Source organism: Kitasatospora purpeofusca, assembly GCF_036010405.1.
Lineage (GTDB): Bacteria > Actinomycetota > Actinomycetes > Streptomycetales > Streptomycetaceae > Kitasatospora > Kitasatospora purpeofusca.
Window position 1 is genome coordinate 1,956,045 of the sequence record NZ_CP108561.1, and the last position, 14,464, is coordinate 1,970,508.

The following is a 14,464-nucleotide window of genomic DNA, read 5'->3' on the forward strand; positions in this document are numbered from 1 at the left end:
CGCCGGCGCCTCCGCGCGCCCGCGCCGTACGCCGTGCGCCGGGGTGGGGACACCTCCGCGCGCCCCTCGGCGCGCCCCATTACGGAGTTGGACCGACATGGCTCACCCCAACCAGAAGCCCTCCCGCAAGCAGTCCCAGAAGATCAGCGCCCGTGAGCGCATCCAGGAGGCGCAGCGCCTGGAGAAGCAGGCGAACGCGCGTCGCCGGCGGATAGTCGTCAGCGTCTCGCTCGTGGTCGGTCTCGCCCTGGTCGGCGGCACCGCGCTGGCGATCAGCACGGCCGGCGGCGACAGCAAGTCCTCGGCGGCGGACACGGTCGAGCCGACCGCGATGGTCGTCCCGGCGAACACCTCGGGTGCGGACGGCACGGTCATCACGTACGGCAAGGCGGACGCCGCGCACACCCTCCAGGTGTTCGAGGACTTCCGCTGCCCGGTGTGCAAGAACTTCGAGGCGGCCAACGGGGACGCGGTCCGCAAGCTGGTGGAGGACGGCACGGTCAAGGTCGAGTACCACCTGGCCGCGTTCCTGGACAAGAACCTCGGCGGCAAGGGCTCGCGCACCGCGCTGGCGGCGATCGGCGCCGCGGTGAACGAGGGCGCGGACAAGTTCAAGGCGTACCACGACGTGCTGTACGCCAACCAGCCGGACGAGCGCGAGGACGGCTTCGGCGACGTCAACCACCTGCTGGAGCTGGCCGACAAGGTGCCGGGCCTGAAGACGGACGCCTTCGTCAAGGCGGTCACGGACCGGACGTACGCGCCGTGGGCGAAGAAGGTCGCGGACGCGTTCAACGACAGCGGGGTGACCGGTACCCCGACGGTGAAGGTGGACGGCAAGCCGCTCACGCTGTTCAGCGGCAACAAGGCGCTGACGGCGGAGCAGTTCACCGCGCAGGTGAAGCAGGCCGCGGGCTTGCAGTGAGCACCACCGGCCCGGCCGTCCCCGGCCGGGCCGGCCCTTCCTGACCCACGGAGTGCTCTGCCATGACCGCATCGACCGCTCTGCCGTCCCACTCCTCCTCCCGCCCCGTTCCCTCCGGTCCGGCCGTGCCCGGTCCGGGCCCGGTCGGCGCGGGCCGCGCGTTCTCGCTGTTCGTCCTGCTGTGCGCCCTGGTCGGGCTGGCCGCCTCGGCGGTGCTGACCTTCGACAAGCTCCGGATCCTGGAGGATCCGTCCTACATACCGAGCTGCAACATCAATCCGGTGATCAGCTGCGGTTCGGTGATGCGTACCGCGCAGGCCGAGGTGTTCGGCTTCCCGAACCCGTTGCTGGGGCTGGCGGCGTTCGGCGCGCTGGCCGCGGTCGGCGCGGGTCTGCTGGCGGGGGCCGCGTACCGGCGCTGGTTCTGGCTGGGGCTGCAGGCCGGGACGGTGCTCGGGGTCGGGTTCATGCACTGGCTGATCGTCCAGGCGCTGTACGACATCGGCGCGCTGTGCCCGTACTGCATGGTGGTCTGGGTGACGGTGGTGGCGCTGTTCTGGTACACGACGCTGCACAATCTGCGGTCGGGGGTGATCCCGGTGGGCCCCCGGCTGCGGCCGGTGGTCCGGGAGGCGGCCCGCTACCACTGGGCCCTGCCGGTGCTGTGGGCGGCGGTGATCGCGCTGCTGGTCCTGAACCGCTTCTGGTCCTACTGGTCGACGCTGCTCTGACACCCGGCAGCACGGGGCGTGCGCCCCGCCGGGCCGTCAGCCGAGGACGGCCCGGCGGAAGGCGTTGCGGAGGTCGGTGAGCGGCTGGAAGTCGCGGTCGTAGTGGACCTTGTTGGTGAGCAGCAGTGCCCAGCGGCCGCGGCGGCGGGAGATCCAGACGGCGGTGCCGGTGAAGCCGTAGTGGACGAAGGTGCCGGCGGCGGGGTCGGTGCCGGCGGCGCAGAGCCAGGACAGGCCCCGGGCGGGGGCGAGTCCGCCGGTGTGGACGCGCAGGGACTCGGTGATCCAGGGGTCGCCCCAGGGGAGTCCGGCGGGCGGGGCGAGCAGGGCGGTGAGGAAGCGTTCGAGGTCGCGGGCGGTGGAGAAGGCGCCGGCGTTGCCGGAGACGCCGCCGAGCAGCCGGGCCGAGGGGTCGTGCACGGTGCCGCACAGGATGCCGTCGGCGGTGCGCTCGTACTCGGTGGGGGCGGTGCGGTGGGCGGTGTCCGGGCCGAGCGGGCCGTAGCGGGTGTCGGTCATGCCGAGCGGCTGCCAGACCTGCCGGGCGGCGAGCCGGTCGAGCGGTGCGCCGGCGAGGTCCTCGACGAGGTGGCCGAGCAGAACGGCGGCCCGGTCGGTGTATTCGACGGCGGCGCCGGGCGGGCGGTGCAGCGGGGCGGCGAGGACGCCGGCCCGGATCGCGGCCGGGTCGTCGCCGTAGAGTTCGGCGAAGCGGGTGCGCAGTGGCATTCCGGCGGTGTGGGTGAGGAGTTGACGGGCCGTCAAAATGCCGACGGGGTGTCGGGCGGCGGCGGGCCAGTAGTCGGCGAGGGGGCGGTCGAGGGGGAGCCGGCCGGTCTGCCGGAGGGCTCCGGCGCACGGCCAGAGGGCGACGATCTTGGTGATGCTGGCCAGGTCGAAGACGGTGTCGTGGTCCATCTCCCGTGCGGCCCAGGGGCCTTGGCCGAGGGGGCCGGTCCGGCCGCGGACCCGGACGCCGCCGGCGTCGCCCACCGACCAGACGCCGCCGGTCCCGGCGCTGCGCAGGCCCTCGGCCACCAGGCGGGCCAACGGGCCGTCGGGTTCGGCGAGTTCACCGAGAGCGGCGATTTCGGGGGCTCCGGGGACTCCGGGGACTCGGACGGGGTCGATGGGTTCGGCGGCTTCGAAGACTTCGACGGGCGGTACCGGTCCGGTCATCCGCGGTTCTCCCCCGCCCGTCACCGGCCGTCGGCCGGTGCCCCTCCCGAGGGGGCCGGTCGGTCCCCCTCGGGAGGCTACCCGTCCGGGGCGCGGGTCAGACGGCGGACGCGCCGTCGAACTCCTTGCCCAGGCAGATGCTCTGCGGGTGCTCGCGGTAGATGCCGAACTTCTCGATCGCCGCGTACCCCTCGGAGGCGTACAGGGCGATGGCCTCGGGCTGCTCGGTTCCGGTCTCCAGGACGAACCTGGTCCGGCCGGCGTCGGCGGCGGTCCGCTCCAGGTGGCGCAGCAGCGTCCGGGCCAGGCCCCGGCCGCGCGCCTCGGGGCGGACGAACATCCGCTTCACCTCGGCGTCGCCGTCGCGGATGCCGAACGGCGCCGCCGACTTGGCGCGCCAGCCGCCGCAGGCGACCGGCCCGCCGTCGAGGTACGCGATGACGAAGAGGCCCGCGGGCGGCTCGAAGTGGTCGGGGTGCAGCTGGGTGAGGTCGCCCTCGCCGTAGCGGACGACGTACTCCTGCTGGACCTCGGCCGCGAGGAGCTGGGCGTCGGGGTGTCCGAAGCCGGTGACGCGCAGCTCGATGCGGTCGCCCTTGCGGTCGTGTGCGAAGGTTCCGCCGGTGGTGGTGCTCTCCATGGTCGTCAAGCCTACGGCGCTCGCTCAGCCCGCCTCCGGTCGGCCCTCGAACCGGGCGACCAGCGCCGTCTTCTCGAACATCCGGGCGGTGTCGACGGCGGACGGGGTGCCCGCGGCGGGGTCGGCGCCCCCGGCGAGCAGGGCGTCGAGGACGTCGTCGTTGCCCTTGAAGACGGCGCCGGCGAGCGGGGTCTGGCCCCGGTCGTTGGCCCGGTTCGGGTCGGCGCCGCGCTCCAGCAGGGCGGTGACCGCGACGGCGTGCCCGTGGTAGGCGGCGAGCATCAGCAGGGTGTCGCCCCGGTCGTTGGTGAGGTCGGCCGGGGCACCGGCGTCGACGTAGGCGGCGAGGGCGGCGGAGTCACCGGCCCGGGCGGCGTCGAAGAGCCTGCCGGCCAGGGCGATCACGTCGGCGTCGGGGGTGTCGGTCATGTCTCGGCCTTTCTCCGCGGCGCGGCCCGGGTCGGGGCCGCTCCGGCGTGGTCGGTGGTCGCGCCGCACGCACGGTAGCGCACGACACGCGGGCGGGAAGGTTGCGCGCCCGTTCGGGGGAACTTTCCACCACCCCCGGAAACTTCCCGCCCGGGGGGCGGGAATGGCTCGGCACACCGGAAATGCGGCACCCCGGGCCCCGGCGGGGCCGGTTCGCACACCGCCCTCCGGGGCGGGGGGTGGGGCTTCTCCGGAGATCCACCCATTTGCGCCGTTCCATCATCTATTACTTTTTGTCACGATTGTGGCACTTTCCGTGACACTGTCCCCGTCCCCTCCTTCGAGGAGCAGAACGTGATCCTCTCGATTTCCGGCATCGTCCTGTTCGGCACCATCACATTCCTCTTCTTCCGCAGGGACGGACTCAAGGTCTCCCATGCGATCGTCTGCGCCCTCCTCGGCTTCTACATCGCCGGCTCCTCGATCGCGCCGAGCATCACGGCGGGCGGCGCGACCCTCGCCAGCCTGCTCGGCGGCATCAAGTTCTAGCGGGGCTCCCCCCTCCGCTCTGCGGGCCCGGGCGCGGATCCCACCGCCCCCGGGCCCGGTCGTTCCCGCCGGAGCCGCCACCGGACCGGCCTCCGCCGCCAGGGGTTGTCCGGCCCCGTTCCACCCGACCGTCCCACTCGCCCGGGGAGCCCGGAATGCCGCTCAACCGCCACCACCTCAGCAAGGGCCGCGACCTCGCCCGCACGGCCGGCGACCACGCCTCCGACATGTTCGCGCCGCTCACCGTCGTCGGCCGCGGGATGCGCCACCACGTCGCCTGGGCCAAGGGCCGCTGGCAGGCGACCCCGAAGGAGCGGCGCGGGCCGACGGTGTTCCTGGTCGCCGCGATGCTGGTCGGGATCTTCCTGCTGCCGCACGGCCTGCTGTTCGCCCTGGTCGCGCTGATGGCCAGCGCCGCCTGGGCCGGGCGCGCGCCCAAGGCCCCGCCGGCCCCGCCCGAGCCGGACGTCGCCGAGGTCAAGCTCACCGCCCTGTACGCGGCGCTCACCCCCTACCTGGCCGGGCCGGACGAGCTCGTCCCGCTGTACCACCACGAGGGCAGCTGGAAGAACGTCTTCTCCGGGTGGGAGTTCGACGCCGGGGGCCGGCTCTCCCGACTGGAGATCGCCTACCCCGCGTACTTCACCGACACCGAGCCGGCCGCCCGGGCCCGGATCGAGCAGGTCGTCCAGGGCAAGGCCGGCCGGGCCCGCGAGTACCGCTTCGACTGGGACGAGGAGTCCAACCGGCTGCGGATCGCCGCCCTGGCACCGCTGCCCACCGATATCGCCGCCCAGCGCTTCGTGGCCGCGCCCGGCGAGATCGTGCTCGGCTTCACCGACGAGGACGGCAGCGCCAGGACCATCCCGGTGCAGCAGGGCGGCATGCCCGCCCAGCAGCCGCCGGTGGTCTGGCGCACCGGTCCGCGCTCGGGCGAGCCGCACCTGCTGGCGCTCGGCGTCAGCGGCTACGGCACCTCCAGCCTGATCCGCTCGATCGCCCTCCAGGCCCTGCCGTACGCCGACCTGATGGTCATCGACGGCGCCGGCACCGGCGAGCACGCCTGCCTGGTCAACCGGCCCGGTGTGCACACCGTCGAGACCAGCCTGCACGGCGCGCTGGCCGCGCTGCACTGGGCGGCCCAGGAGACCGAGCGCAGGGTCACCGCCCTGAACGCCGCCCGGCACGCGGGTGCCGCACCGCCCGCGGACGTCACCCGGCCGCTGTGGCTGCTGCTCGACCACCCGACCGAGCTGACCGAACTCGCCCATGCCGAGGGCCGGCCGGATCCGCAGGACCTGCTGGAGCTGCCGCTGCGGCACGGCCGGGCCGCCCGGGTCACCGTGGTCGTCGCCGACGACATCGCGGCCAGGGACCGGATCTCGCCGAGCGTCCGGGCCACCGCCCGGGCCCGGGTGGTGCTCGGCCCGGCCGGCCCCGAGGAGAGCCACGCCGCCCTCGGGGTGCCGCTGGACATCGCGCCCGCCGCGCACGCCCCGGCCGGCCGCGGCTACGCCCGGATCGGCACCGGCGCCCCGGTCCGGCTCCAGCTGCCGGCCACCGTCGACCCCCTGGACGAGGAGGCGCCGGCCGCGCTGCGGGACGCCGTGATCGCGCTGCTGCCGCACCGCGACACCCGCACCGAGGCGCCCGTGCCGGTGCCGTCCGCGCAGCCGCTGCCCGCGCACCAGGACGGCCCGCCGACCGTGCCTGTGGAGCTCGATCCGGCCGCGCACGCCGGAGTGGACCTCGCCAAGGCCCCGGCCGCGCTACGCTTCCGCCCACTCGCCTGACCCCTCGGCCGCACATCCGAAGGGGAGGGGCGGCTTCCGCCGTCGAATCCCGGCCCGGTACGCTCGTCCGGGAAAGGCCGACCGATCACCGGATGTGAAATAGGTGACACCTGGGGTGATATCACCGGCCAGATGTGACAAATCGGGCGCCGGTGGGTACAAACAGGGACGGCACAACAGACGACGCATGTCCCGGGACGGGAATCTTCGTCGGAAGCCGAGCGTTGACCGAACGACGAAGAACAGCGACCACTAGTCCTGTGGGCCATAAGCCCGGGAGGCACGATTCATGAGCGAGCGAGCTCTCCGCGGCACGCGACTCGGGGCCACTAGCTACGAGACCGACCGCGGTATCGATCTGGCTCCCCGCCAGACCGTCGAGTACGCATGTCAGAACGGACACCGATTCGAGGTTCCTTTCTCGGTCGAGGCCGAGATCCCCTCCGCCTGGGAATGCCGCTTCTGCGGCCAGGAGGCGGTACTCCTCGACGGTGACGAGCCCGAGGAGAAGAAGACCAAGCCGACGCGTACCCATTGGGACATGCTGATGGAGCGCCGGACCCGTGAGGAGTTGGAGGAGGTGCTGGCCGAGCGGCTGGCCGTACTCCGTTCCGGTGGGATGAACCTCGCGGTCCACCCGCGGGACACCCGCAAGAGCGCCTGACCCCGCTCCCGCCACCCGGCGGGGGAACACGAAAAGGGACCCTGGTCACCAGGGTCCCTTTCGCGTCTGCCGCTCGTACCCGGCCCGCGTTGCGCCTCGTACCCGGTTCGCCCTGCCGCCCGTACCCGAGCCGGGCCGCCGGTGCTCCCGGTCGGGAGCGCCGGCGGCCCGGGTGGTCAGCCGTTGAGGGGCGGACGGTAGCCGGTGTCCGGGCCCTGCGGTCCGGCGGCCGGGCCGGCGCCCGGCTCGACCACCTCGCCCTGGATCACCTTGCCGTCCGGGCGGTGGATCCGCAGCTGCTCCTGCAGTCGCATCGCCTCCGCCAGCGGATCGGCGCCCGCCGTCGCGGTGGAGCGCAGCACCTTGTCGGCCGCCCGGCGCCCGGCCGCCCGCCACAGCGCGCGGGTCGGCGGGAACAGCAGCGTCAGCGCCAGCCCGTCCGAGAGGAAGCCGGGCAGAATCAGCAGCAGGCCGGCCAGCACGGTCAGGCTGGTGCCGGTCTGCGGCTGCTCCGGTCGCGGGTCGCGGGTCTGCTCGAAGGCCGCCGACAGGGCGCGCGCGCCGGCCCGCTTGATCAGCCAGCCGCCGATCAGCACGCCCGCGATCAGCAGCAGCACCACGGTCAGGCCGCCCAGCCAGGAGCCCACCTGCACCAGCAGCCAGATCTCCAGTACCAGCCAGGCGGTCAGCAGCAGCGGCAGCGCGCGCCGCAGCTTCGAGCGCGGGGCCGGACGGGTGGGGGTGTCTTGCCGGGTCACGGTACGAATCCACTCCAGGCGGTGCTCTGCGCGCCGCACGGGAGGTCCGGGCCGGCTACGGCACCACCTGGTCCAACGGTCGGCCGGCGGCCGGTGTTCCACCGGACGCGGGCCCGGTGGAACAGCGGGTCACTCGCCGGCGGCGGGCGCGGTGGCGGTGGCGTCCCCGGGGGCCGTCGCACGGCGCCGGCGGCCCAGCAGCACGCCCCCGGCGCAGGCCAGCAGGCCGGCCACCGCGAGCGTCCACTCGGGGACGGCGCCGACCCGGTCGGCGACGGTGGTGCCGTCGCGCAGCGGGACGGTCGCGGACAGCTCGGCGGCGGTCAGCTCCTCGGTGCGCTGGACGACCGTGCCGTCCGGGGCGATGACCGCGCTGATGCCGCTGGTCGCGGCGATCAGCACCGCGCGGCCGTGCTCGACGGCGCGCAGCCGGCTCATCGCGAGCTGCTGCTCCGGCTGCCCGGTCCTGGCGTAGGTGGCGTTGTTGGTCTGCACGACGAGGACCCGGGCGCCCTGGTCGACGGTGTCGCGGACGATCTCGTCGTAGGCGACCTCGAAGCAGATGACGTCGCCGATCCGGGCCGGGCCGAGCTGCATGACGCCGTTGTGGTCGCCGGGGTAGAAGTCGCGGGCGACCCGCTGGAGGCGGGTGATGACCTTGGAGAGCTGGTCGCGGAAGGGCACGTACTCGCCGAACGGCACCGGGTGCTGCTTGGTGTAGGAGGCGCCGGGGCCGGTCCTCGGGTCCCAGACGATGCCCTCGTTCTGCACGTGCTGCTCGTCGGGGCCGTCGACGAGGGTGCCGACCAGGGTGGGCACGCCGATCGCGCGGACGGCCTCGTCGATCCGCCGGTAGGCCGCCGGGTCGGAGAACGGGTCGAGGTCGGAGGAGTTCTCCGGCCAGATGACGATGTCAGGCTTCTCGGCCCGGCCCGCCCTGATGTCCTCGGCGAGCTTCTCGGTGGCGGCGGCGTGGTTGTTGAGGACCATCATCGGGCGGCCGAGGAAGTCCATGCCGGGGTTGGGCACGTTGCCCTGGATGACGGCGACCTTGACGGTGTCGGCGGCCGCGGTGGGCACCGGCACCAGGAAGCCGGCGAGCATCGTGGCGACGGCGCCGAGCGCGGCGAGCGCGGCCGCGACCGGGCGCCGCCCGGTGCCCCGGCCGGTGGCCCGCACGACGGCCCGGGCCAGCAGGGTGCCGGACAGGGCGACGGCGAAGGTCACCAGCGGGGCGCCGCCGAGCGCGGCCAGCGGGGTGTAGGGGGTGGCGGTGTTGGCGAAGGCCAGCCGGCCCCAGGGGAAGCCGCCGAGCGGCAGCCGGTCGCGGGCCCACTCCTGGGTGATCCACAGGCAGGCGCCCCAGAGCGGCCAGCCGGGCAGCCGGGAGGTGACGGCGAGGCCGGAGCCCATGGCGGCCAGGAAGAGCGCCTCGACGACGGACAGGCCGACGGTGGCGTCCCAGCCGATCACCCGCAGCCAGCTGAGCAGCATCAGGAAGAACGGCAGGCCGAAGGCGAAGCCGGTCCAGGCGGCCTGGCGGACGCTGCGGCCCCGGGTGAGCAGGGACAGCGCGGCGACGCCGAGCAGGGACAGCGGCCACAGGTCGAACGGCGGGAAGGCCAGTGCGAGCAGCAGCCCGGCGAGCGCGGCCAGCCCGGTGCGGGGCAGGCCGGCCCGGATCCTGGCGAGGGCCCGGGCCGCACGGCCGGGACCGGGGCCGGGTGCCTCGTCGGGGGTTTCGGGTGCGGTACCGGACCGCTCCTGGGTGACGGGCATGACCACCGTCGCACCATCTCTCTCGACGCCGTCCCGCTGTGGTGCACCGGGACGGCTGTTCGGACGCTGTCCGAAGAAGGTACCCCGTCCGGACACCCCGGCGTGAGGTGAGGGTCGCTTTGCGCCGTCCCGGCGTACCGGCGCGGCGCCGGGACGGGCGCCGGTGCGGCCCGGTCAGCGCGCGGCGTACGTCACCTCGGCGAACGGCCAGGTGGAGGCGAGCCAGGCGGAGACCGCGCGGTGGAGCGGAGCGTCCAGCTCCGCCCGGTCGGCCCGGACCCAGGAGCTGACGTCGGTGGCGCCGGGCCGCTCGTGGTCCGGGTAGATGTAGACGCAGCCGACGACGGCGTCGCCGGGGACGGCGCGGACGCTGTAGGTGAAGCCCCGGCGAGCCTCGAAGTCGGCGGCGTGCCGGCGCAGGTCGGCGAGGTTGCGGTCGAGGTCCATGCCCTGGGCCAGGGGCCAGTTGCCGTCCCCGAAGCCGGGGGTGGCCCGGATGTGGGCGATGCTGCCGGTCCAGGCGGCGTGGTCGGCCTCGTTGTGCTGCTCGCCGAGGGGTTCCAGGCGGAACCCCTCGGCGTCGAGGGCGCGGGGGACGGTGAAGTCGGCGGGGACGAACGGCTGATCGGTCATGGGGCCAACCTAGGACGGTCGACCCGGTCCGATCATCCGGTTTTCGTGCCGAACTACTCGCCGGTTTCCGCGCCGGTTTCCGCGCCGGTCCCCGTGCTGCTCCCGGCCTCGGCGAGGTGCACGGTGCGGCCCCGGACGACGGTGCGCAGGCAGGTGGGCAGCGGGTGGCCCGGGGTGAGGTCGGGCAGGCCGGGGGTGCCGGAGCGCGGGTCGGTGGACCAGCCGGCCACCCGGTCGTCCGGGGCCTGGACGACCAGGTCGGTGGCGGCCCAGATCGCGTAGCTGGCGACCGCGCCGGGGACGAGCACGCCGTCCTGGTCGCGGCCGACCGCCCGCCAACCGCCCCGGGTGTGGGCGGTGAACGCGGCCCGGACCGAGATCCGGTGCTCGGGGGTGCGGTGGAAGGCGGCGGCCCGGACGGTGCCCCAGGGGTCGAGCGGGGTGACCGGGGCGTCCGAGCCGAAGGCCAGCGGGACGCCGGAGCGCAGCAGCGCGGCGAAGGGGTTGAGCGCGGCGGCCCGCTCGGCGCCGAGGCGCTGGACGTACATGCCGTCCGGGCCGCCCCAGGCGGCGTCGAAGGCGGGCTGCACGGAGGCGGTGAGGCCGAGTTCGGCGAAGGCGGCGACGGCCTTGTCGTCGAGGGCCTCGGCGTGCTCGACCCGGTGGCGCAGCGCCCGGACGCGGTCGGCGCCGATCCGGTCGCCGGCCGCCCGCACGCCGTCCAGGACGGCGGTGACCGCGGCGTCCCCGATGGCGTGGAAGCCGGCCTGGAGGCCGGCCTCGGTGCAGGCGGCGACGTGGTCGGCGACCTGGGCGGCGCTCAGGTAGGAGGTGCCGGTGTGCGCGGCGTCGGCGTAGTCGTGGTGCAGGCAGGCGGTGTGCGAGCCGAGGGCGCCGTCGACGAAGAGGTCGCCGCCGGCGCCGACGGCGCCGAGCCGGCGGGCGGTCTCGACGCCGCCGCGCTCGGCGAGCTCGCCCCAGTAGCCGAAGACCTCGGGGCCGTCGCCCTCGGCGGCCAGTTCCAGCAGGGCGGTGAGGTCCTGCTCGGAGGAGATCTCGGGGCCGGCGCACTCGTGCAGGGCGCCGATGCCGAGTTCGGCGGCGCGGGCGAGGGCGGCGCGCTGGGCGTGGCGGCGCTGGGCGGGGGTGAGGCGGGCGAGCGCGGTCGCGCGGACGGCGTGGTGGGCGTCGCGGGTGAGCGGGCCCTCGGGGTGGTACCCGGGCCGTTCGGCGAGGCCGTCGGTGAGGGCGCGCAGCGCGGTGGTGGCGAGCGCGGAGTGCACGTCGGTGCGGGAGAGGTAGACGGCGGCGCCGCCGGCCGCGGCGTCCAGTTCGGCGAGGGTCGGCGGGCGGCCCTCGGGCCAGCCGGTCTCGTCCCAGCCGTGGCCGATGAGGACGCCGCCGGGCTGCTCGCGGGCGGTGAAGGCGGTGACGGCGGCCAGGGCGGCGGCCAGCGAGGGGGTGCCGGTGAGGTCGAGGCCGGTGAGCGCGAGGCCGGTGGCGGTGGCGTGCGCGTGGGCGTCGACGAAGGCCGGGGTGACCAGGGCGCCGTCGAGTTCGACGATCTCGTCGGCGGTCCGCGCGTAGGCCTCGGCGGCGCCGTCGCTGCCGACCCAGGCGACGTGCTCGCCCTCGACGAGCATGGCGGTGGCGAAGGGGTCGGCGGGGCTGTAGACGGCGCCGCCGCGCAGCAGGACGGTCCGTGAGGTGCGTTCGGTCATGGGGCCAAGTCTGCACCCCCGGGAGGGCCGGTCAGAGCCTCGGGGGGCGGGCCTCGTAGGGGGTGGAGAGGACGACGGTGGTGCGGGTGGAGACGCCCGCGGCGCTGCGGATGCGGGCCAGCAGGTCCTCCAGGTCGCCGGGGGCGCCGACGCGGACCTTGAGGATGTAGTTCTCCTCGCCGGCGACACTGTGGCAGGCCTCGATCTCGGGCAGGTCGGACAGGCGCTCGGGGGTGTCGTCCGGGGCGCTGGGGTCGAAGGGTTTGACCGAGATGAACGCGGTGAGCGCGAGGTCGACGGCGTCGGGGTCGATGATCGCGGTGTAGCCGCGGATCACCCCGCGTTGTTCGAGGCGGCGCACCCGCTGGTGCACCGCCGAGGTGGACAGGCCGGTGGCCTTGCCCAGGTCCGTGTAGCTCATCCGGCCGTCCTGGAGGAGCAGTCGGACGATGCGTTGATCGAGATCCTCCACAAGGCGCAAACCTACCCTCTCGGGGGCGCGCGGATCGCGGCGGTGGGGGGCGCGGACGGCGTCGGGCCGGGGGCGCACGCGGGGCCGGGAGGGGGGCGCGGATCAGCATCCGGCGCGCCCCGGGGTGCCGTACGGGCACATGCCGGACGAATGTGGCGAAGGACACACCCGGTGCATCACAGTGCGCCGAACTGCAGGATTATGAGTCCGCGTCGGCGGGAAGTGCTGGTTGTGGCCCCGGGCGACCACGCCGGGCCCGATCCGAGGGGGATCACCATGCGCGTTACCGACCAGCGCCCGACGGGCGCGGACGACGCCCACGATACGACCGACCGCGAGGACCTCGCGGTCCCCCACGACGGTGCGCCGGGGGTGGATCCGGGCGAGGCCGAGCTGTGGGAGACCGTCCGGGTCGACTGCCCGTCCTGCCGGCGTCCCATCGCCCTGGTGGGCGACGAGGAGCGGCTGCCGCAGCACGCCGTGCTGCCCCGGGCCTGGCACCCCTTCTCCCCCACCCTGTGCCCCGGTTCGGGCACCCCGACCGACGACCTGGCCGAGGTGGAGTGCGCCGAGGAGGGCGACCCGGCCGGCCTGTCCGCGCTGAGCGCGCTGCCGGGCGAGCACGACTGGCGCACCCAGCCGTTCTCCCACGCCATGGTGCACCGCCCGGTCCGTTCGGGCTCCGCGCCGGTCATTCCCGAGCAGCGCGGCCGATTCTCCCGGCGCTGAGCGCCGGCCGCGCGCCCGGGCATCGCGCGTCGGCCCCGAGGATCGGCAGAACGGCCCCCGGTGCCGCTCCCTGACCAGGAGCGGCACCGGGGGCCGTTCGCGCGCCGTCCGGCGTCCGCCGGGCCCCTTCGGAGCGGCGGCGGACGGGCGGCCCCGGGCCGGTCAGCCCTTGGTGAGGTGGCGGCCGACCACCAGGCGCTGGATCTGGTTGGTGCCCTCGACGATCTGCAGCACCTTGGCCTCGCGCATGTAGCGCTCGGCCGGGAAGTCCTGGGTGTAGCCGTAGCCGCCGAGCACCTGGACGGCGTCGGTGGTCACCCGCATCGCGGCGTCGGTGCAGAACAGCTTCGCCATCGCCGCCTCCTTGGAGAACGCCAGGCCGGCGTCGCGGCGGCGGGCGGCGGACAGGTAGAGCGCGCGACCGGCCTCGATCTGGGTGGCCATGTCGGCGAGCATGAAGGACAGGCCCTGGAAGTCGGCGATCGGCCGGCCGAACTGGTGGCGCTCGCGGGCGTAGTCGACGGCGGTGTCGAGCGCGGCCTGGGCGACGCCGATCGCGCAGGCGGCGATGCCGAGCCGGCCGGAGTCCAGCGCGGCGAGCGCGATCTGGAAGCCCTGGCCCTCGCTGCCGATCAGCCGGTCCCGGGGGACGCGGGCGCCGTCGAAGTGCAGCTGGGCGGTGGGCGAGGACTTCATGCCCATCTTGTGCTCCGGCGGGGCGGCCGACAGGCCGGGCTGGGTGCCGGGCACCAGCAGGCAGCTGATCCCCCGGGCGCCCTCCTCGCCGGTGCGCACCAGGGCGCTGTAGAAGTCGGCCTCGCCGCCGTGGGTGATCCAGGCCTTGGTGCCGCCGACGACGTACTCCTCGCCGTCCAGGTCGGCCCGGGTGCGCAGGGCTGCGGCGTCGGAGCCGGACTGCGGCTCGGACAGGCAGTAGGCGCCGAGCTGCTCGCCGGAGAGCATCCCGGGCAGCCAGCGCTCGCGCTGCTCGTCGGTGCCGAAGGTGGCGAGCGCGTGGCAGGAGAGGGTGTGCACGCTGACGCCCAGGCCGACGGCCAGCCAGCCGGACGCCAGCTCCTCCAGCACCTGGAGGTAGACCTCGTAGGGCTGCTCGCCGCCGCCGTACTTCTCGTCGTACGGGAGGGAGAGCAGTCCGGCCTCGCCGAGCGTGCGGAAGACCTCGCGCGGGAAGCGGCCGGCGGCCTCGTCCTCCGCGGCGCGCGGCTTCAGCTCACGCTGGACGAGGTCCCGGGTGAGGTTCAGGAGCTCGCGGGCCTCCTCGCTGGGCAGCTGGCGGTCCACGGACTTCGCGGGGGAGGTGGTCATAGCGGCTGGTCGCCTCCTCGGTCGTGCGCCGGGCCCCGGGGTGTGGTCGGGCCCGCGCGGGGATGTGGCAGCCTCGGCCGGGCGGCACCGGATTGCGGTGAACGGCCGTTCACAGGCATGGCGATGCGAGTATGCC

At 74.7% G+C, this 14,464-nt stretch carries 15 protein-coding genes; 6 read left to right on the top strand and 9 right to left on the bottom strand.

Features of this window, described 5'->3' with window-relative positions; all coding sequences use genetic code 11:
• The first annotated feature begins 97 nt into the window (after nucleotides 1–97).
• Together OG715_RS08420 and OG715_RS08425 are read left to right on the top strand one after the other, a co-directional pair.
• A complete protein-coding gene (locus tag OG715_RS08420) occupies nucleotides 98–925 on the top strand; it encodes a DsbA family protein (protein WP_266275910.1) in 828 nt (275 codons plus the stop codon).
• Nucleotides 926–987: 62 nt separating this feature from the next.
• The gene (locus tag OG715_RS08425) at nucleotides 988–1,656 is read left to right on the top strand and encodes a vitamin K epoxide reductase family protein (RefSeq protein ID WP_266275908.1); all 669 of its coding nucleotides are present in this window, start codon (nucleotides 988–990) and stop codon (nucleotides 1,654–1,656) included.
• A 36-nt stretch (nucleotides 1,657–1,692) separates the two neighbouring features.
• On the opposite strand, the gene OG715_RS08430 is transcribed toward OG715_RS08425, so the two are convergent.
• The 3 genes from OG715_RS08430 to OG715_RS08440 all read right to left on the bottom strand — a co-directional run bounded on the left by OG715_RS08430 (nucleotide 1,693) and on the right by OG715_RS08440 (nucleotide 3,904).
• Nucleotides 1,693–2,835, bottom strand: coding sequence for a serine hydrolase domain-containing protein (locus OG715_RS08430; protein WP_266275907.1), 1,143 nt, complete (start codon nucleotides 2,833–2,835; stop codon nucleotides 1,693–1,695).
• 97 nt (nucleotides 2,836–2,932) lie between these two features.
• A complete protein-coding gene (locus OG715_RS08435; protein WP_266275905.1) occupies nucleotides 2,933–3,475 on the bottom strand; it encodes a GNAT family N-acetyltransferase in 543 nt (180 codons plus the stop codon).
• Between the two features lie 24 nt (nucleotides 3,476–3,499).
• On the bottom strand, nucleotides 3,500–3,904 hold the full coding sequence (locus tag OG715_RS08440) for an ankyrin repeat domain-containing protein (RefSeq protein ID WP_266275903.1): 405 nt from the start codon (nucleotides 3,902–3,904) through the stop codon (nucleotides 3,500–3,502).
• 354 nt (nucleotides 3,905–4,258) lie between these two features.
• On the opposite strand from OG715_RS08440, the gene OG715_RS08445 reads away from it, so the two are divergent.
• The 3 genes from OG715_RS08445 (at nucleotide 4,259) to OG715_RS08455 (ending at nucleotide 6,910) form a co-directional block, all read left to right on the top strand.
• Nucleotides 4,259–4,453: a hypothetical protein gene (locus OG715_RS08445; protein ID WP_030306123.1), complete on the top strand. Its 195-nt coding sequence runs from the start codon at nucleotides 4,259–4,261 to the stop codon at nucleotides 4,451–4,453.
• Between the two features lie 155 nt (nucleotides 4,454–4,608).
• On the top strand, nucleotides 4,609–6,246 hold the full coding sequence (locus tag OG715_RS08450) for a hypothetical protein (protein ID WP_266275901.1): 1,638 nt from the start codon (nucleotides 4,609–4,611) through the stop codon (nucleotides 6,244–6,246).
• A gap of 289 nt (nucleotides 6,247–6,535) precedes the next feature.
• Entirely contained in the window at nucleotides 6,536–6,910 is a 375-nt protein-coding gene (locus OG715_RS08455; protein WP_030396357.1) for an RNA polymerase-binding protein RbpA, read from the top strand.
• A 176-nt stretch (nucleotides 6,911–7,086) separates the two neighbouring features.
• Here OG715_RS08455 and fxsA read toward each other — a convergent pair whose 3' ends face one another.
• The 5 genes from fxsA to OG715_RS08480 form a co-directional block, all read right to left on the bottom strand.
• Nucleotides 7,087–7,668 (bottom strand): FxsA family membrane protein, encoded by a 582-nt coding sequence (gene fxsA, locus OG715_RS08460; protein WP_266275899.1) that lies wholly within the window; start codon nucleotides 7,666–7,668, stop codon nucleotides 7,087–7,089.
• Nucleotides 7,669–7,797: 129 nt separating this feature from the next.
• The gene (gene lnt, locus OG715_RS08465; protein WP_266275897.1) at nucleotides 7,798–9,447 is read right to left on the bottom strand and encodes an apolipoprotein N-acyltransferase; all 1,650 of its coding nucleotides are present in this window, start codon (nucleotides 9,445–9,447) and stop codon (nucleotides 7,798–7,800) included.
• 174 nt (nucleotides 9,448–9,621) lie between these two features.
• A complete protein-coding gene (locus OG715_RS08470; RefSeq protein ID WP_266275895.1) occupies nucleotides 9,622–10,080 on the bottom strand; it encodes an N-acetyltransferase in 459 nt (152 codons plus the stop codon).
• A gap of 53 nt (nucleotides 10,081–10,133) precedes the next feature.
• Nucleotides 10,134–11,801, bottom strand: coding sequence for an amidohydrolase (locus OG715_RS08475; RefSeq protein ID WP_266275893.1), 1,668 nt, complete (start codon nucleotides 11,799–11,801; stop codon nucleotides 10,134–10,136).
• Between the two features lie 31 nt (nucleotides 11,802–11,832).
• Nucleotides 11,833–12,273 (bottom strand): Lrp/AsnC family transcriptional regulator, encoded by a 441-nt coding sequence (locus OG715_RS08480; protein ID WP_266275891.1) that lies wholly within the window; start codon nucleotides 12,271–12,273, stop codon nucleotides 11,833–11,835.
• Nucleotides 12,274–12,549: 276 nt separating this feature from the next.
• Here OG715_RS08480 and OG715_RS08485 point away from each other — a divergent pair, with 276 nt between their 5' ends.
• Nucleotides 12,550–13,002, top strand: a complete 453-nt coding sequence (locus OG715_RS08485; RefSeq protein WP_266275889.1) for a hypothetical protein — start codon at nucleotides 12,550–12,552, stop codon at nucleotides 13,000–13,002.
• Between the two features lie 162 nt (nucleotides 13,003–13,164).
• Here OG715_RS08485 and OG715_RS08490 read toward each other — a convergent pair whose 3' ends face one another.
• A complete protein-coding gene (locus OG715_RS08490; RefSeq protein ID WP_266275887.1) occupies nucleotides 13,165–14,328 on the bottom strand; it encodes an acyl-CoA dehydrogenase family protein in 1,164 nt (387 codons plus the stop codon).
• Between the last annotated feature and the right edge of the window lie 136 nt (nucleotides 14,329–14,464).